The sequence below is a fragment of the Azospirillum sp. B21 genome (assembly GCF_008364825.1).
In the GTDB taxonomy this organism is placed as follows: domain Bacteria; phylum Pseudomonadota; class Alphaproteobacteria; order Azospirillales; family Azospirillaceae; genus Azospirillum.
Window position 1 is genome coordinate 48,408 of record NZ_VTTO01000007.1, and the last position, 16,905, is coordinate 65,312.

A 16,905-nucleotide genomic window follows, 5' to 3' on the forward strand; every position below is an offset into this window, starting at 1 on the left:
ACAAAGCCCGCCCGTTCCCTCCCCCGCCATCGCGGGGAAAGGGTCGCGGCTGCGGCAGGTCGCGCCGTCCTCAGGCGGCGACGCTGACCTGCGCGCGGACCGGCGGCGTCATCTCCTTGTGGAAGGAGCCGTCCTTCATGATTGCCAGAATGCGGCTGCGGTCTTGGAACAGGGTGATGTCCTGCAGCGGATCGCCGTCCAGCAGGATCAGGTCGGCCAGATAGCCGTTGCGCACCAGCCCCAGTTCGCCCGGCCGCCCCATGATCTCGCCGCCCAGCAGGGTGGCCGACTGGATCGCCTCCATCGGGGTGAAACCCAGAAGCTCGACGAAATACTCCAGGTCCTTGGCGTAGGTGCCGTGCGGGGTCCAGGCAAAGCCGTAATCACCGCCGGGCAGCACGCGGATCCCGCGCCTGCGCATCGCCTTCATGGTCTCGATCGCGGCCTCGAGCTCACGGAAATAGCCCATGTTGCGGGCGACCTCCTCGGTGATGCCCCAGTCGGCGGCGGCGTAGCAGGTCTGGTAGACCCAGGCGAGGCCGGGGGCGACGAAATGCTTGTCCTTGTTGGCCTCCAGCAGGTCCAGCGCCTCTTCGTCGGCGAAGCTCGCATGATAGATGATCTCGATGCCGTACTTGACGCAGAGCTTCACCGATTCCGCGCTGCGCGCATGGGCGCAGATGCGCACCCCCTTCTTGCGATGAGCCTCGCGGACGGCCTCGGCGATCTCGTCCTCGGCCATGGGCGTGTCTTCCGCCTTGCACTTGGTGATCTCTTCGCCGGAGAGATTCAGCTTGATGAGATCGACGCCCTCCTTCAGCAGGCGGCGGACGCAGGCGCGCATCTCGTAGGGGCCGTTGACGACCTCCACGAAGGTGTAGGCGCCGACATGGCTGGGGTTCAGGTCACCAAGGCCCCCGATGGTGGCGATCTCCGGGCCGTTGGCGAGGTAGCGTGGACCGGCGATGCGGCCCTTGTTGATGTAGTCGCGGACCACGACGTCCAGGCGCGGCTTGGCGGCCGCGGCGCCGACGCACATCGTGTAGCCGCAGTCGAGGTAGGTGCGGGCATTGTCCGCCGCCTCCAGGATGTGCTCCTCCACCGGCATCAGGCCGATGGGGTCCAGGCCGGCCTGGTTGATCCAGCTGAAGTGGGTGTGCGCGTCGCACAGGCCGGACATCAGCGTGGCGCCGCCGCCATCGACGATCCGGTGCGCCTCGTGGGAGATGGTGCCGGCCTGCCGGGCCACCTCGGCGATCCGGTTGCCCTGGACGAGCACTTCCCCGGCGTAAGGCTTCTCACCGGTGCTGTCGAGAATCTGGACGTTGGTGAACAGAGTCGTTGGCATCGTTTCCTCCGGTTGCGGGGGCTGCTTCTTGGTCCTGGCGCCTCGCCGCGGGTGAGTGTGGGCTGAGTGATCGTTCTTCGGTGGTCGTCTCGGTTCCTCGTGGGTCTCAGTTCGTTGCAGCCGGGGGCGGAACGGCGGAGGCAATGCGGGCCTCCAGCCCGAGCGGTCCGGCATCCCCACCCACCTCGCCGCGGGTGCTGTCCAGATAGCGGCGGGCCAGCAGGACCAGCGGTTCCGCCTGCTCAAGGCCGACGCCGTTGAAGCGCAGCCGGGTCTTGCCGAAGGCGGACAGCGACACGTTGCAGGGGTATCGGCAGCCGCTGAGGCATTCCACCCGCCGCAGGGTCAGCCGCTCTGCCAGCCCGGTTCCGGCGATCAGCGCCTCCAACCGGTCGGCGAGCCGCTCCCCCGGCGTCGGCTCGTCGGCGCCGCGCGCCGCGTAGCGGTGGCAGGTGCGGCACACCGCCAGGATGTGCCGCACGGGGACCGGCGGCGCGTCCATCAATCCACCGAGAACAGGAAGTTCATCAGCGCCTCGTTCACTTCGGCGGGACGCTCGAAGGTCGTCCAGTGACCGCAGCGGTCGAGAAGGCGCAGGGACGATCCCGCGATTTTCCGGTGCAGCGCCCGCACGGCGGTCGGCGGGGCCGTGCCGTCCTCGTCGCCGGTGACCAGCAGCGTCGGGCAGGCGATCCGGGAGACGTCCGCCGGTTCCGCGGCAGCCAGCGCCTCGCAGGTGCGGGCATAGCCTTCCGGGTCCTGGCGCATCAGAATCTCGCGGACCAGGGCCGCGACCTCCGGCCGGTTGGCCTTGGTGTCCGCCGAGGTGCCACCCTGAACGATGGCGTCGGCGATGCCGACCATGCCCTCTGCGCGCGCCTTGGTTGCGCGGTCGCGAATGACGGGACGGGCGGCATCGGGCGGCGCGTGGAGCGGGCCGATCAGTGCAAGGCTGCGAACACGGTTCGGACGGCGTACGGAGATGTGCTGGCAGACGATGGTGCCGAGCGAGTGGCCGACCAGATGAACGCGGTCGAGACCGCGCTCGTCCATCACGCCTTCGATCGCCTCGGCGAGGCCGGTGATCGACAGCGGTCCGTCGGCGGGGCTGCGCCCGGCCCCGGGAAGGTCGGGCCGGATGCACTGGAAGAAACGCGACAGAACGCCGACCTGCGGACCGAACACGTTCGAGGTTCCGCCAAGTCCATGGACCAGGAGGACCGGATCGCCGTTGCCGTGCACCTCGACGGCCAATTGCGGTGCCATAAGCGCCTCACTTCGGTTGATGATCGTCTTTCGCCCATCAGGCGAGGGTGTTTGTCAGCGCGCCGATGCCGCTGACCTCGACCGTGACGCGGTCGCCGGGGAACAGGAATTTCGGCGGAGAGAAGCCAAGTCCGACACCCGCCGGGGTGCCGGTGGCGATGATGTCGCCGGGGTACAGCGTGATGCCGGCGGACGCCGTCGCGACCAGGGTGGGAATGTCGAAGATCAGGTCGCGGGTGTTGGCGTTTTGTCTCAGCTCGCCGTTGACCCAGGTCTTCACCTCCAGGTTGGTCGGATCGAGTTCGTCCGCGGTGACGACCCACGGTCCCATCGGGCAGAAGGTGTCGAAGGACTTGCCCAGGAGCCACTGCTTGTGCCGCGCCTGGACATCGCGGGCGGTCACGTCGTTGATGACGGTGTAGCCCCAGACATGCCGGTACGCTTCCTCCGGCGCGATGTTCTTGCCGCCCTTGCCGATCACCAGCGCCAGTTCGACCTCGTAATCGATCTGCTCGCTGATGCCGCGCGGATAGAGGATGGCCTCGTCAGGTCCGATGACGCTTTCGGGAACCTTGGTGAAGAAGATCGGGAGGGCCGGAACGGCGTCGGCGGCACCGGTGGTGCTGCTGTCATAGCCGCTGCCGGCGAATTCGCGGGCATGGTCGTGGTAGTTCTTCCCGACGCAGAAGATGTTGCGCGCCGGGCGCGGGATGGGCGCCTCCAGCCGGACGCGGGAGAGGCTGATGCCGTCCCCTTCGATGGCGATGCGCCCCTTGATCTCGTCGTAGCGGCGGATGACGTCGAGAAGATCGTCCACCGCTTCGCCGAGCAGCGATTCCAACGGCCAAACCCGATTCTTGTCCGGATCGATGACCGCGACGGCGCGGCGTCCATCAAGCTGGATGGTCGCAAACTTCATGGCGTTTCCTTCTTGCCCCATTGTTGAGCCATTTACCGGCCAAACCGGAACCGCAGAGCGGCTTGTGAGCCAATTAGGCCGGTGCGGTGATTGTTTGGTCAACTGAAAAAACGGAAATATGACCTTTGACCGTGAAGAATGTTGAAGGATTGTATTGCGCGTAGCGAGGGAGCCGGATAGAATTGGCTCACGTTTGGAGCAAATTCTCGGAGCGAGGAAGGGCATGGACTCGCTGAATCTCAGGGATCGGGCGGCCAACGGCGCAAACGCCGTCGTACAGTTCATCGAGCGCAACATCGACGATGGCAGTTGGGGGCCGGGCACCAAGCTGCCGACCGAGCGGGACTTGGAAAAGCGCTTCGGGGTTTCCCGCAACACCCTGCGCAAAAGCCTGCGCCAGTTGGAGAATCAGGGAAAGATCGTCCGCCATGTCGGGCGCGGCTCCTTCGTCGCGGGCTCGCCGGAACCGGCGTTGGGCGCGGCGCTCCGCCTGATCGGATCGCAGGACGGCGAGACCCTCGTCCGGCGCATCCACGGCGCCAGCCCGACCGAGGTGATGGAGGTGCGGCTGATGGTCGAGCCGCTGGCGGCGGAGCTGGCCGCCAGCCGGGCGAACGCCGCGGACCTGCAACGGCTTGAGGAGTATCTGCTGCGCGCCGATCAGGCACGCGACGTTCCCGACTTCGAGCATTGGGACGGAATGCTCCACGTCGCCATCATCGCTGCGACGAAGAACGGCCTGCTGATGGACATCTATGACGCCATCAACGACATCCGCAACCAGCCGGAGTGGGGCCGGCTGAAGGCGCGCAGCGTCACGCCGCAGCGCCGGGCGGTCTATCAGGAACAGCATCGCCGCATCGTCTCCGCCCTGCTCGACCGCGACGGCGCGAAAGCCCGTGCGGAATTGCTTCAGCACCTGACGCTGGTTCGCGCCAACCTGTTGGCGGCTTCAAGCCACGGCACTGCAGCAGAGCCGGAGACGAACATCGATCTTTAAGGGTTTCCGGCTGTTTTCGTGCTTTGCCCCTTACGGCATCACGGCTGTTCAGACCTTTGCAGCAGGATGGTGCCGTGGTCCCGGCGGCACTCACCCTGCCATGGAGCAGCGGGCAGGCCGAGGGGCAGACCAACCCTCCTGGCGGCGAGATCCACGCAACCTGCGCAAAAGCCGCCGAACCGGGGCAAGATCCGTTCTGGCACGAAAGCTGACGGAACCATCTGATCGGCGCCGGTCAGCTCACGATAAGCTCCTGCCAGGCCTCGTAGGCGGCAAGCACCGTCGCCATCTGCGCGGTGTGGCCCTGGATGAAGGCATCGCCATAGATGGTTTCGTCCGGATACTCGGTGATCAACGTCACCGGCACTGTGCTGCGTTCGTCCAGCGACGACAGGCAGGGGAAGCCGTTGATGATGCGGAACCCGGTCTCGCCGGCATGGATTTCGTAGAGCGCCATCTGTTCGGCGTTGCGGGCGGCCAGCCCCGGGGTCGTGCCGAGATGTGCCGTCACCCGGTCGAGCAGGCGCTCCGCCGCCGCCTCCCAGCCCGCGTGGTGGCGCATCACCAGGAAGAATCCCTTGGGCAGGGTCCACATGGCGAAGTTGCGCGGCACATAACCCGACAGCGGCCGGGTCCACTCATGCGAGGGGTAGCCGTGCAGGTTCAGGTGCAGCCGGGCGCCGCTCAGCCGTTCCGCCTCCAGCCGGATGGCCTTCTCGTTCAGATGGGGTCCGGCCGTCGCCGGATCGCGGTATTCCAGATCGTCGCCGAGCCCGGTGTAGCGCGCCGCGTGGTGCATGTGGCGCGGGTTGTCGGCCCGCAGCCGGTGATGCAGGGCATAGCCGTCGGGGTTTTCCAAGGGCGACACGGTGAAGTGCGCCCCCGGACGCTGCGCCAGCCGGTTTGCCGCGCGCAGGGCGCCCACCACTCCGGTCGTCTCGTTCGCGTGCTGGCCGCCGCTGATCATCACCGGGGCATCGCTGCCCCGCACATAACGGGCGAGCACCCGGCGCCCGCTGCGCGTGCTCGCCTCGAACGGCTCGCCGCCGATCCGCTCCAGCCCGGCACGGATCGCCGCGTCCCCGATCGGAGCGGCGGCGCGGTCCAGCGAAGGGGCGTCCAGCGGATCGGCGGCGGTGGTGATGGCGCTGCGCGAGAGGGGGCGCAGTTCCACCCGCACCCGGACGGCGCCATCGCTCAGCCCGATGTCCGGCGCGATCTGGCCCGGCTTCAGCCCGCGGTCGCCGAGCGGCCGGCCGGACCTGCGCTGGAACACTTCCAGCAGGGAGAAGTAGAAGTCCTCGTGCAAGGCCTCGCGCAGGCTGACCACCTCGTCCGCGAAGCCCAGCGGCTCGTCCGCCGCCGGATACTCGGCGCGGATGCTCAGCTCCTCGAAATAGGGTTCCCCGCCGGTCCAGGGATGGCCGACGATGGCCGTCATGGCGGATTCGAACAGCCGCTCGTAATCGGTCTCCAACCGTTCCCCGTCTCCATTCTCGCCCAGGCGCAGCCAGCCGGTCGGCGACACGCTGGTCTCCCCCGCCATGTCGGTGTGGACGCGGTTGGGCGCGGCCACCCGTTGCTCTTCCCGCCGGCCGTCCTTGAAGGTCAGCGTCACGTCGTAATGGAACGCGCCATCCGCCCGCGGGCGGAACGCGACCTCTGCCCCCTCCAGCAGGGCGGCCAGCGGATAGGCTTCCAGCAGGAAGCGGTTCGCCGGCGCCTGCGGGTGGACCGGATAGGCGACGGTGACGGTCGCCAGATCGCGCCGCCAGACCTCTTCCCCAACCTCTTCCAGGAAGAAGTGGAGCAGGGGCTTGTAGGCGCTGCGGAAGCGGGCGGACACGCCGCGCACCGCGAGGCGGCGTTCGGCGGCCCGGCGGCTTGGTGCGTCGTCGAAGGTCCAGACCTCCACCGGATTGCCGCCCTGGGGACTGCCGGTCAGCTGGGCGCACAGCCGGTCGAGCGTCCGCTCGAACGAGGCTTCGAACAGGACGGTCATCGAGAGGTTCTCCCCGTGGGGTCGAGGCTGTCGCGCAGCCAGTCGCCGAGCAGGTTCAAGCCCAGCACGGTCAGAAGAATGGCAAGGCCGGGAAAGACGCTGACCCACCAGGCGACCTGGAGATAGGTACGCCCTGAGGCCAGCATGCCGCCCCAGCTGGGGATGGTCGGATCGATGCCGAGCCCGAGGAAGGTCAGGCTGCTTTCCAGCAGGATGTTGTTGGCGACGTTCAGCGTCATCAGCACGATCACCGGACCGATCAGGTTCGGCAGCAGGTGCTGGACGATGATCCGCCAGTCCTTCACCCCGATGGCGCGGGCGGACTGGATGAATTCCCGCTCGCGCAAGGCCAGGACAGAGCCGCGGACGAGGCGCGCGTACTGCACCCATTGCGACACGATCAGCAGGATGATGGTGTTGGTCAGGCTGCCGCCGACGATGGCGATGAAGGTGATCGCCAGCAGGATGAAGGGCAGCGCCAGCTGCACGTCGGCGAAGCGCATCACCACCATGTCGCAGATGCCGCGGTAATAGCCGGAGATCAGTCCCATCAGCACCCCGATCAGCACCGCCCCGGCGACCGAGACGAAGCCGACCAGCAGCGAGATTTTGCCGCCCGCAACCACGCGGGCCAGCACGTCGCGTCCCAGAGGGTCGGTTCCCAGCGGGTGCGCCGCATTCTGGAAGGGCGGTGCCAGACGGGCCAGCAGGTCCATCTTGTCCGCTCCCCCGGGGAACAGCTGGTCGGAGAAGAACACAGCCAGGCAGATGGCCAGGGTCAGCGATGCGCCGAGCAGGAATTCCAGGTTGCGGAAGCGCCGGGAGCGCAGGAAGGAGAGTGCGGCGGCCATGGCGGTCACGAGGTCCGGATGCGCGGGTCGACCAGCCCATAGGCGATGTCGACCAGCAGGTTGACGCCGACGATCAGCAGCGACAGGACGGTGATGACGCCCTGGAGCACCGGGTAGTCGCGCGCGGCCACCGCGTCGAAGGCCAGCGTGCCGAGCCCCGGCCAGTTGAAGACGCGTTCCACCACGACGATGCCGCCCAACAGGCCGCCGAATTGCAGGCCGAAATAGGTGATCAACGGGATGGCGCAGTTGCGCAGCGCGTGCTTGTAGAGGACCTTGCCCTCGCTCAGCCCCTTGGCGCGCGCCACCATGACATACTGCGACTGCAAGGTCTCCAGCATGGCGCTGCGCACCAGCCGAACGTTGGTCGCGGTCAGGATGACGCCCATGGTGACCGCCGGCAGGATGAAGTTCGAAGGCCCTTCCATGCCGCTCGGCGGCAGCCAGCCCAAGGTGATGGCGAACAGCAGCACCAGCATCGTCGCCAGCCAGAAGTTGGGCACCGACAGGCCGACCAGCGACAGGATGCGGATCGCCTGGTCGGCAACCCCGCCCCGCGACGTCGCCGCCTTGATGCCGAGCGGGATGGACAAGGCGATGGAAACCGCCATCGACACCAGCGCCAGCAGCAGGGTGGCCGGCAGCGCGTCGGCGATCAGCCGCGACACCGGCGTGCCGCCGAGGAAGCTGTTGCCGAAGTCGAACCGCAGCAGCCCCGTCAGGAAGCCGCCATACTGGACGAGGAATGGCCGGTTGACCCCCAACGCCTCGCGGATGCGCTCCAGATCCTGTTCGGTGATGCTGCCCGCCCCTTGCGTCAGCATGAGGGCCGGGTCGCCCGTCAGGCGGATCGCGAATGAGACGACCAGCGTCACCACGACCATGACGAAGATCGCCTGGATCAGGCGCTTGAGAAGGAAGCCGGCCACGGCGTGCCATCCTTGAAGAAATCGAGCAAATCCGCATCCGGCCCCACTGCGCACCCCATGGGAGAGGCGCGCCGCGGTGCCGGATGCGCGGTCAGTCCACGGTCACTTCGGTCAGCTTCGTACGGTTGTCCGAGGCCGGCGGGAAGTTCTTGACCCGCTTCGCGACGCCGTAGATGGCGTTGGAGTTGTAGAGCGGCATCTCCAGCGCCTTGTCGGCGACGGTGCGCGCGATCTGCTTCAGGATGCGCTCGCGCTCCGCCACGTCGGTGATGGCGCGCTGCGATTCCAGCAGCTTGTCGAGATCGGCGTCCTGCTCGTACGGGTTCCACTTCTCGCCGGAATGGTACATGGCATAGGCGGTGTTGTCGTAGTCGAAGGTCCAGCCACCCCATTTCTGCTGGAACATCGCGCCGGTCTTGCCCTGCGGGATGATGTCGTTCAGCAGCACATTGGTCTCGTACGGCTTGATCGTCGCGACGACGCCGACCGCGCCCAGATAGGCGGCGACGGCCTGGGCCACCTCGTTCATCGTGGCGTCGTTGCCGCGGATGTCGATCTGCACCGTGGCGCCCGGCTTCACGCCGGCCTGGGCCAGCAGGGCCTGCGCGCCCTTGGGATCGAAGGGCAGCGGCTTCAGCGTCGGGTCGTAGCCGAAGGACAGCTCGCCCTGGAAGCTGGCGATTTCCGACGCTTGGCCGGCCAGGATCGACTTGACGATGGCAGCGCGGTCCACCGCCATGGTCAGCGCCTTGCGCACCCGCGGATCGGCGGTGATGCCGGTCTTGGTGTTGAAGCGCAGCGCGTCCACTGTCGGGCCCGGAACGCTGAGCACCGTCAGCTTCGGGTCGGCCTGGATCACCGGGACCATGCCGATGGGAATGGTCGGCGGCAGGACGGCGTCGACGCGACCGGCCTGAAGCTCGGCGACGGCAGTGGCAGGTTCGGTGATGAAGCGGTATTCGAGCTCCGACAGTTTCGGTGCGCCGCCCCAATAGCCGGGGTTGGCCTCCAGCTTGATGCTGGTCTTGGGAGCGTAGGAGACGAACTTGAACGGACCGGTGCCGACCGGGTTGACGTTGAAGAAGGCGTCGCCCTTCTCCTTGATATAGTTCGGCGGGACGATCATCGCGCCATAGCCGGCCAGCTTGGTCAGCAGAACCGGGTCGGGCGCCTTCAGCTTGAGATCGACGGTGGTGTCGTCGATGACCTCGACGCTGTCGATGGCGGTGTAGTTGGAACGCTGCGGCCCCTTCGCCCCTTCCTCGCCCAGCAGACGGTCGAAGGTGAACTTCACGGCGGCGGCGTTGAACGGCTCGCCGTTGTGAAAGGTCACGCCGCTGCGCAGCTTGAAGCGGATGCGCTTGCCGCCGTCCATCTCGGTCCAGGATTCGGCCAGACCCGGCACCAGCTTGCGGTCCGGGCCGCGGTAGGTCAGCCCGTCGAAGATGTTGGTGCCGACCGACGCCCAGTTGACCAGGAAGGTGTCGATCGGGTCCCAGCTTCCGGGGTCCTGCGGCGACGAGATCGTCAGCTTCCCGGCGGCATCCGCGGGCGTCGCCATGAAGGCCGTCCCCGCCAGCAGCGCCGCCATGAACGCGGCCCTGAACCCCTTCACTCGCCCCTTCACACCCAATGCCATGACACCTGTTCCTTGATCGATGGTTGTTGTTGTTGGTTGTCGTTTGTGGTTGTCGTTTGTGGTTGGCCCGACGCCGGGTCACGCGCTCCGGCGGACGAAATGCCCCGGCCGCACCTCGTCCAGCGGCAGGACCGCGGGATCGTCGCCGACGGCGCGGACCGGGCTCGGGATCTCCCCGTCCAGCAGGGCCCGGCGGCTCCGCCGCGACGGGTCGGCGACCGGGACCGCCGACAGCAGGCGGCGGGTGTAGTCGTGCGCCGGGCTTTCGAAGATCTGCCGCCGGCTTCCCATCTCCATGATCTGGCCGAGGAAAAGAACGGCCACCCGGTGGCTGATCGTCTCCACCACCGCCATGTCGTGGCTGATGAACAGGTAGGCGAGGCCGCGCTCGGCCTGAAGATCCATGAACAGGTTGATGATCTGCGCCTGGATCGACACGTCAAGCGCCGACAGCGCCTCGTCGGCGATGATCAGCTTGGGGTCGGAGGCGAGCGCGCGGGCGATGCAGACGCGCTGGCGCTGGCCCCCGGAGAATTCATGCGGGTAGCGGGCGGCGTGAGCAGGGACGAGTCCGACCCGCTCCAACAGGCTCTCCACCCGTTTGCGGATCTCCCGTTCGCCGTCGAGCAGGCCATGGGTGCGGATCGGCTCCGCGACGGAGAAGCCGATCGTCTTGCGCGGGTCGAGCGACGCGAAGGGATCCTGGAAGATGTACTGGACGTCGCGCCGCAGCCGGTTGCGGTCCGCCGCTCCCATCTCCGACAAAGGCCGGCCGCGGAAGGAAATGCGGCCCGAGGTCGCCTCTTGCAACTGCTGGATGGTGCGTCCGATCGTCGACTTGCCGGAGCCGGACTCGCCGACCAGCGCCAGCGTTTCGCCCGGATGGATGTCGAAGGAGACCTGAGTGACCGCATGGACTTGATGCGTCGCGCGGCCGAGCCAGTTGGTCTTGGACTTGAACCGGACTGACAGGTCGCGGACCGACAACAGGGGTGCGGCGCCGTAGTCGGCCGTGTCCTGCACCCGGGCCTCGCCGATGGTGGTGACCTGGTCGCCGTCCAGCACGGTCAGCGGCAGGCGGCGGGGATGGTCCTGCCCGGCCATGGCGCCCAGCCGCGGTACGGCGGCCAGCAGGGCGCGGGTGTAGGGCTGGCGCGGGGTGGCGAAGAGATCGGTGGCGCGGCCCTCCTCGACCTTGCGGCCCTTCCACATGACGACGACGTCATCGGCCATCTCGGCCACCACGCCCATGTCGTGGGTGATGAACATCATCGCCATGCCGAGTTCGGCCTGGAGGTCGCGCATGATGGTCAGGATCTGCGCCTGGATCGTCACGTCAAGCGCAGTCGTCGGTTCGTCCGCGATCAGCAACTTGGGCCGGCAGGCCAGCGCCATGGCGATCATCACCCGCTGGCGCATGCCGCCCGACAGCTGGTGCGGGTAGCGCCTGAGGATCTGGGCGGCGTCCGGCAGGCGGACCATGTCGAGCAGCCGTCGGGCTTCCTCGGCCGCCGCCGCCTTGCCCATGCCTTCGTGCAGGATCAGCGTCTCGCCGATCTGGTCGCCGATGGTGAAGACGGGGTTCAGCGAGGTCATCGGCTCCTGGAAGATCATGGCGATCTCCTTGCCGCGGATCACCCGCATTTCTTTCTGCGTGGCCGTCAGCAAGTCGCGCGGCCCCCGGCTGCCCTCGAACACGATGCGGCCGGTGGGGAAATGCGCGCCCGCCATGTCGGCGAGCCGCATCACCGACAGCGAGGTCACCGACTTGCCCGACCCCGACTCGCCGACGATCGCGAGCGTCCGGCCCGGATGAACACGGAAGCTCAGATCCTCGATGACGCGTTGCCCGCCGAACGCGACGGACAGTTTCTCGACGCTGAGCAGAGGCGGCATCGCTGGCGGCGCGGGAGTCGGCGAGGAGTTCCGGGTGGATGGCTGCATCGGGCGCCGAACCTTGATGTCCTTATCGTAAAGAGGCTAAAATTTCCCGGTTCTACCAGCCCCGTCAATGCATTATTTCGGATCGATCACGACGCTGGATGTTATCGTTCGGTCTCCGACGGACCCCCGCGAACGCTGAGGAGTGGCCATCATCACCAGCTTGGTGACGCCGGAGATCCGCCGCCCGCCGTGATGCCCAGGCGACGATCGCGACCGTTTTCTCTTCGGTCGCATAGGGCGTCAGGCAGAGGACCGGGCCAAAAATCTCTTCTGAGATGCGCAAGATCCAGTCGCACGAACGCCCCGGCTCATTCGAACCGGGTCGTCAAGTGTCGGTGGTTGCGGGGGCGGGATTTGGCCTTTACCGAACGGGGTTTCCGTAACGGACAGGCTTCAGGTTTAGGAATGACCCATGTTAGGCCGCGCGGATCTCCGCCAGAAATGCCTCGAGTTCATGCTTCAGCAAGTCAGCGTCTGCGGCCAGTGCGTCGGCCGACTGCATGACCTGCCTGGCGGCTATTCCGCTCTCCTGCTCAGCCTTTCGGATGTCGACCACGCTGCGTGAGACGTCATTGGTTCCAATCGCCGCCTGCTGTGCATTACAGCTGATTTCGTCAGTTGCCGCACTTTGCTGCCCGACCGAAGCGGCCATCTCGGCGGCCGATTGGTCGATGTGCTCGATTTGGCCGATGATCAAGCGCATCCCTTCCACGGTCCGGTCGGATGCGGCTTTCACGGTGCTGATCTGCAACCCGATCTGCTCGGTCATCGCATGCGTCTGGCTGGCCAGATTCTTGACTTCGCTCGCAACGACGGCAAAGCCCTTGCCGGCCTCTCCTGCGCGCGCTGCCTCGATGGTGGCGTTCAGCGCCAGCAGATTGGTCTGCGAGGCGACCGCATTGATGGATGCGACGACCTGGTCCACCTGCTCAATCGCGGTTGACAATGCGTCCATATGACTGCGGGCCTGCTCCGCCCGTTCGGCGGTCATCTTCGACCGCTGGGCCGCCTGCGCCACCCGTCCCGACAGATCGCGGATCGCCGTCGACATCTCCTCGGCCGCGGATGCGACGGCCTGGACATTGACTGACGCCTGTTCGGAAGCCGATTCCACCGACGTGCACTCCTGCTCGGCCTTTTGAACCGCCGTGGACAGGTGCGATGCCGTTTCCTGGAAGCCTTTGGCGGACTGGCCGAGCTGATCGACGATACGGCCGACCCTGCTTTCGAACCGGTTCGCCAGATCGAACACCGCCTCCCGCTTTTCCGCGTTCGCCTGGGTGGCGGCGGTCCTGCGCTCCTGCTCCATCTGCCTGTTGCGCCGGATGTTCTCCTTGAAGACCTCAAGGGTGCGCGCCATGCCGCCGATCTCATCCCGCCGCCCGCGTTCCGGCACCTCGGCATCCAGATCATGGTCCGCGAGGCGCAGCATGACGCCATGCACACGCGACAACGGGCGCGTCACGCTGCGGGCAACCGCCCAACCCAACAGAAGCGCAAGGCAGGAGATCCCGGCGACGACCAGTCCGAACACCGAAATCATGCCAATGAAGGCCGAGCGCAGGTCGTCGGTGTAGACGCCGGTGCCGATCACCCAGTCCCACGGCTTGAAATGGACCGAATAGGCAAGCTTCTCGTAAGTCGGTCCCTTCGGATCGTTGGGGCGCGGCCATTCGTAGGAGACGAATTCCGGCACCGGAGCCAGCGCACCACGCACCGCCTCACGGATGACGTAGACGCCGTTGCGGTCGCGGATCTCCGCGCCACTCTTGCCGATCAGGGCCGGGTTCGCGTGCATGACGCTGATGATCTGCGAGGTCCAGATCCACAGATATTCGCCGTCGGCATAGCGGATGGCGCCGATTGCCGTCCTGGCGCGATCTTTGGCCTCCTCCTCGCTCAACGCGCCGTCCTGAGCCAGCCGGTGGAAGCGTTCCGCGATGCTGTTGCCGCTTTGCGCGATGAAACGGACGCTGTTCATCCGCTGTTCGACCAGCGCACGGTTGACGAAGTAGCCGCCGACTGCTGCCGTCAGTCCTGCAGCGATGATCGCCAGTGACGCCAGAAATCCGATGCGCCACCGCAACGGCAGTTCAGAGATGCGCATGCTCCCAATCCTTCCCCTTGATCCGCTTGGTCCGGACCGGCTCCCGGCGGCAGATCGATCCCCCGCCATCATCGGCGAAAGCTTTCATGACCGTTGAACAATGCCGGTGATTCGTTGCAGATGGCGGCGCGGCCGTGGCTGCCACCGCGCCGCCGGATTTGCGTCAGCCCCGCTGAACACAGAGCGCCACGCCCATGCCGCCGCCGATGCACAGAGTGGCAAGGCCCTTCCGGGCATCGCGCCGGGCCATCTCATGCAGCAGGCTGACCAGGATGCGCGCACCTGACGCGCCGATGGGATGGCCGAGCGCGATGGCACCGCCATTCACGTTCACCCGACCCTCGTCCCAGCCCATTCCGGCATTGACCGCCAGCGCCTGCGCCGCGAAAGCCTCGTTGGCCTCGATCAGGTCGAGGTCGTCCACCGTCCAGCCCGCCTTCTTCAGCGCGAGCTTCGAGGCCGGAATCGGCCCGGTGCCCATGATGCTCGGATCGACGCCGGCCGTTGCCCAGGAAGCGATGCGCGCCAGCGGCGTCACCCCGCGCCGGGCAGCGTTCTCCGCCGTCATCAGCACCAGCGCGGCGGCTCCGTCATTGAGGCCGGAGGCGTTGCCGGCGGTCACGGTGCCGTCCTTGGCGAAAGCCGGGCGCAGCTTGGCCAGCGCCTCCAGCGTGGTGCCGTGCTTGGGGTACTCGTCGTCTGACACGACGACGTCGCCCTTGCGCCCCTTGATGGTGACCGGCACGATCTCGTCCCGGAAGCGGCCGGCCTTCTGCGCGGCTTCCGCCTTCTGCTGCGAGGCCAGCGCGAACAGATCCTGCCGCTCGCGGCTCAGATCCCAGGCGCGGGCGACATTCTCGGCGGTGGAGCCCATGTGGTAGCCGTGGAAGGCTTCCCAGAGCCCGTCCCTGATCATGCTGTCGAGCATCTCGGCACCGCCCATCTTAGTGCCGTTGCGCAGATGCATGAGGTGGGGCGAAAGGCTCATGTTCTCCTGGCCGCCGACCACCATCACCTCGGCGTCGCCGCAGCGGATCGCCTGCCAGCCGAGCGCGACGGAGCGCAGGCCGGACCCGCAGACCTGGTTGATGCCGAAAGCGGTCTTCTCGACCGGGATGCCGGCCTTCACCGCGGCCTGACGGGCGGGGTTCTGGCCCTGGCCGGCGGTCAGCACCTGGCCCAGGATCACCTCGGTCACCTCGGCGGCGTCGGTGTGGGCGCGCGACAGCGCCTCGCGAATGACGGCGGCGCCGAGTTCATGGGCGGGGACGGATGCGAGCGCGCTATTGAAGCTGCCGATGGCGGTGCGGACCGCACTGGCGATGACGATCTCGGTCATGGAGGACCCCTCCGGAACAGTATGTCTTGCAGGATGGAAGGCCGCCGCGTCCATCGGGTGGACCGCGGCGGCCGGTTGGTCGCAATGGCTCAGAAATAGAGGCCGATCAGGAAGATGGGCAGCGTGATGACCAGCGCCGTCGCGCAATAGCCCATGATGTCGCGCACCCCCAGCCCGGCGATGGCAAGCGCCGGCAGCGCCCAGAAGGGCTGGGCCATGTTCATCCACTCCTCGCCATAGGCGATGGCCATGGCCGCCTTGCCGAGATCGACGCCGAGCTGCTGGGCGGCCGGCATGATGAAGGGACCCTGGACCACCCAGTGGCCGCCGCCCGACGGGACGGCGAAGTTGATCAGGCCCGACGACAGGAAGGCGAGGACCGGGAAGGTCTCCTTGTTGGCGATGTCGACGAACAGGTTGGTGATCAGCCCGCCCAGGCCGGAATGCTCCATCATGATCTGGATGCCGGCATAGAAGGGGAACTGCACCATGATGCCGGCGGTGCCGCGGGCGGCATTGGCGACGGCGCGGGCATAGGCCATCGGCGTGCCGTGCAGGATCAGGCCGGCCACCAGCATGATCAGGTTGACCGTGTTGATGTTCAGGTCGAAGCCCTTGGCCTGGAAGTGCAGGAACAGGTAGCCGATGCCGAGTGCCGCGACGACGAAACCAAGGATGCGGCTCTCCTCCAGCTTTTCGGCCGGGCTGGCGTCGGGGCCGAGGACGCGCTTGGTCGAGGGCTCCGGCTTCAGCAGCGCCGGATCAACCGCCACCACCTCATGCGGCTTCGGATGCATCATCCGGCAGATCAGCGGCAGGATGACGATCAGCGCCAGCGTGATGCCGACATTGTAGGTGGTGAAGATGGTGTCGGCGATCGGGATCAGGCCGACGGTCTTCTCCATCGGGTTGCCCTTGGTCGCGGCGACCAGCGGGACCGAGGCGGAGAAACCGCCATGCCACGTCATGAAGCCGATATAGGCCGAGGCGATCAGCAGACGGTAATCGGATTTCGGGACGCGGCGCGCCACCTCGCGGGCGAACATGGCGCCGACGACGAGGCCGAATCCCCAGTTGACGACGTTGGTCACCGCGGCGGCGAAGCAGACCAGCATGACGCCCTGGGCCGGCGTCTTGGCGATGGAGGCCACCCGGCCCATGACGTTGCGCACAGGCTCTGAGCTGGCGAGCGCATGGCCGGTAACCAGCACCAGCGCCATCTGCATCGAGAAGGCCAGCAGGTTCCAGAAGCCGTTGCCCCACATGCGCACCAGATCGACCGGCCCGCTCGGCGTCAGCCACCAGGCGAAGCCGAAGGTCAGCACGGTCAGGATGATGGCGAAGATCAGCGGGTCGGGCAGATAGCGGCTGACCAGCCAGGTCAGGGCGCGGGAAATTGGCGTGATCGGGTTGAAGCGGGCGCTGGCTTCGTGCGCCCGTGGGGGTGCGGTGGTGACGCTCATGGCGGATCTCCGGCACGAGGGGGGCCTTTCCGCGCCGTCGGGCAGACAGCCGGGCGGCGCGGGGACAGCGGCTCCCCGATGCTCACGATGCTTGAATG

Annotated in this window: 13 protein-coding genes; 1 reads left to right on the forward strand and 12 read right to left on the reverse strand. The window is 67.0% G+C overall.

All coding sequences use genetic code 11. The features are described 5' to 3' along the window. Positions 1-70: 70 nt before the first annotated feature. From FZ983_RS17955 to FZ983_RS17970, 4 genes are all read right to left on the reverse strand, one after another. Entirely contained in the window at positions 71-1,348 is a 1,278-nt protein-coding gene (locus tag FZ983_RS17955) for an amidohydrolase family protein (protein WP_149224892.1), read from the reverse strand. 106 nt (positions 1,349-1,454) lie between these two features. Continuing rightward, on the reverse strand, positions 1,455-1,850 hold the full coding sequence (locus FZ983_RS17960) for a DUF1636 family protein (RefSeq protein ID WP_149224893.1): 396 nt from the start codon (positions 1,848-1,850) through the stop codon (positions 1,455-1,457). Further along, positions 1,850-2,614 (reverse strand): alpha/beta fold hydrolase, encoded by a 765-nt coding sequence (locus FZ983_RS17965; RefSeq protein WP_149224894.1) that lies wholly within the window; start codon positions 2,612-2,614, stop codon positions 1,850-1,852. Before FZ983_RS17965 ends, FZ983_RS17960 begins: the two co-directional genes overlap by 1 nt. Before the next feature lie 37 nt (positions 2,615-2,651). Beyond that, complete coding sequence (locus FZ983_RS17970) at positions 2,652-3,533, reverse strand: fumarylacetoacetate hydrolase family protein (protein WP_149224895.1); 882 nt, start codon at positions 3,531-3,533, stop codon at positions 2,652-2,654. Positions 3,534-3,756: 223 nt separating this feature from the next. Here FZ983_RS17970 and FZ983_RS17975 point away from each other — a divergent pair, with 223 nt between their 5' ends. Continuing rightward, complete coding sequence (locus FZ983_RS17975) at positions 3,757-4,533, forward strand: FadR/GntR family transcriptional regulator (RefSeq protein ID WP_149224896.1); 777 nt, start codon at positions 3,757-3,759, stop codon at positions 4,531-4,533. Between the two features lie 235 nt (positions 4,534-4,768). On the opposite strand, the gene FZ983_RS17980 is transcribed toward FZ983_RS17975, so the two are convergent. From FZ983_RS17980 to FZ983_RS18015, 8 genes are all read right to left on the reverse strand, one after another. Then, entirely contained in the window at positions 4,769-6,535 is a 1,767-nt protein-coding gene (locus tag FZ983_RS17980; protein WP_149224897.1) for a M14 family metallopeptidase, read from the reverse strand. Continuing rightward, on the reverse strand, positions 6,532-7,386 hold the full coding sequence (locus FZ983_RS17985; protein WP_149224898.1) for an ABC transporter permease: 855 nt from the start codon (positions 7,384-7,386) through the stop codon (positions 6,532-6,534). Before FZ983_RS17985 ends, FZ983_RS17980 begins: the two co-directional genes overlap by 4 nt. A gap of 5 nt (positions 7,387-7,391) precedes the next feature. Beyond that, the gene (locus FZ983_RS17990; protein WP_149224899.1) at positions 7,392-8,315 is read right to left on the reverse strand and encodes an ABC transporter permease; all 924 of its coding nucleotides are present in this window, start codon (positions 8,313-8,315) and stop codon (positions 7,392-7,394) included. Between the two features lie 91 nt (positions 8,316-8,406). Beyond that, a complete protein-coding gene (locus tag FZ983_RS17995; protein WP_149224900.1) occupies positions 8,407-9,954 on the reverse strand; it encodes an ABC transporter substrate-binding protein in 1,548 nt (515 codons plus the stop codon). Positions 9,955-10,032: 78 nt separating this feature from the next. Beyond that, positions 10,033-11,898 carry an ABC transporter ATP-binding protein gene (locus FZ983_RS18000; protein WP_211102939.1) on the reverse strand — a complete coding sequence of 622 codons (1,866 nt, stop codon included), beginning with the start codon at positions 11,896-11,898 and terminating at the stop codon, positions 10,033-10,035. A 415-nt stretch (positions 11,899-12,313) separates the two neighbouring features. Then, on the reverse strand, positions 12,314-14,005 hold the full coding sequence (locus tag FZ983_RS18005; protein ID WP_188092390.1) for a cache domain-containing protein: 1,692 nt from the start codon (positions 14,003-14,005) through the stop codon (positions 12,314-12,316). Positions 14,006-14,168: 163 nt separating this feature from the next. Then, positions 14,169-15,344: an acetyl-CoA C-acetyltransferase gene (locus FZ983_RS18010; protein WP_149224902.1), complete on the reverse strand. Its 1,176-nt coding sequence runs from the start codon at positions 15,342-15,344 to the stop codon at positions 14,169-14,171. An 89-nt stretch (positions 15,345-15,433) separates the two neighbouring features. Next, positions 15,434-16,807 carry a TIGR00366 family protein gene (locus FZ983_RS18015; protein WP_149224903.1) on the reverse strand — a complete coding sequence of 458 codons (1,374 nt, stop codon included), beginning with the start codon at positions 16,805-16,807 and terminating at the stop codon, positions 15,434-15,436. Between the last annotated feature and the right edge of the window lie 98 nt (positions 16,808-16,905).

Coding starts and splice junctions, on each gene's coding strand:
- FZ983_RS18005 (WP_188092390.1), bottom strand. CDS start 14,005: ATGCGCATCTCTGAACTGCCGTTGCGGTGGCGCATCGGATTTCTGGCG.
- FZ983_RS18015 (WP_149224903.1), bottom strand. CDS start 16,807: ATGAGCGTCACCACCGCACCCCCACGGGCGCACGAAGCCAGCGCCCGC.
- FZ983_RS17980 (WP_149224897.1), bottom strand. CDS start 6,535: ATGACCGTCCTGTTCGAAGCCTCGTTCGAGCGGACGCTCGACCGGCTG.
- FZ983_RS17975 (WP_149224896.1), top strand. CDS start 3,757: ATGGACTCGCTGAATCTCAGGGATCGGGCGGCCAACGGCGCAAACGCC.
- FZ983_RS17955 (WP_149224892.1), bottom strand. CDS start 1,348: ATGCCAACGACTCTGTTCACCAACGTCCAGATTCTCGACAGCACCGGT.
- FZ983_RS17970 (WP_149224895.1), bottom strand. CDS start 3,533: ATGAAGTTTGCGACCATCCAGCTTGATGGACGCCGCGCCGTCGCGGTC.
- FZ983_RS17960 (WP_149224893.1), bottom strand. CDS start 1,850: ATGGACGCGCCGCCGGTCCCCGTGCGGCACATCCTGGCGGTGTGCCGC.
- FZ983_RS17965 (WP_149224894.1), bottom strand. CDS start 2,614: ATGGCACCGCAATTGGCCGTCGAGGTGCACGGCAACGGCGATCCGGTC.
- FZ983_RS17995 (WP_149224900.1), bottom strand. CDS start 9,954: ATGGCATTGGGTGTGAAGGGGCGAGTGAAGGGGTTCAGGGCCGCGTTC.
- FZ983_RS18000 (WP_211102939.1), bottom strand. CDS start 11,898: ATGCAGCCATCCACCCGGAACTCCTCGCCGACTCCCGCGCCGCCAGCG.
- FZ983_RS17985 (WP_149224898.1), bottom strand. CDS start 7,386: ATGGCCGCCGCACTCTCCTTCCTGCGCTCCCGGCGCTTCCGCAACCTG.
- FZ983_RS18010 (WP_149224902.1), bottom strand. CDS start 15,344: ATGACCGAGATCGTCATCGCCAGTGCGGTCCGCACCGCCATCGGCAGC.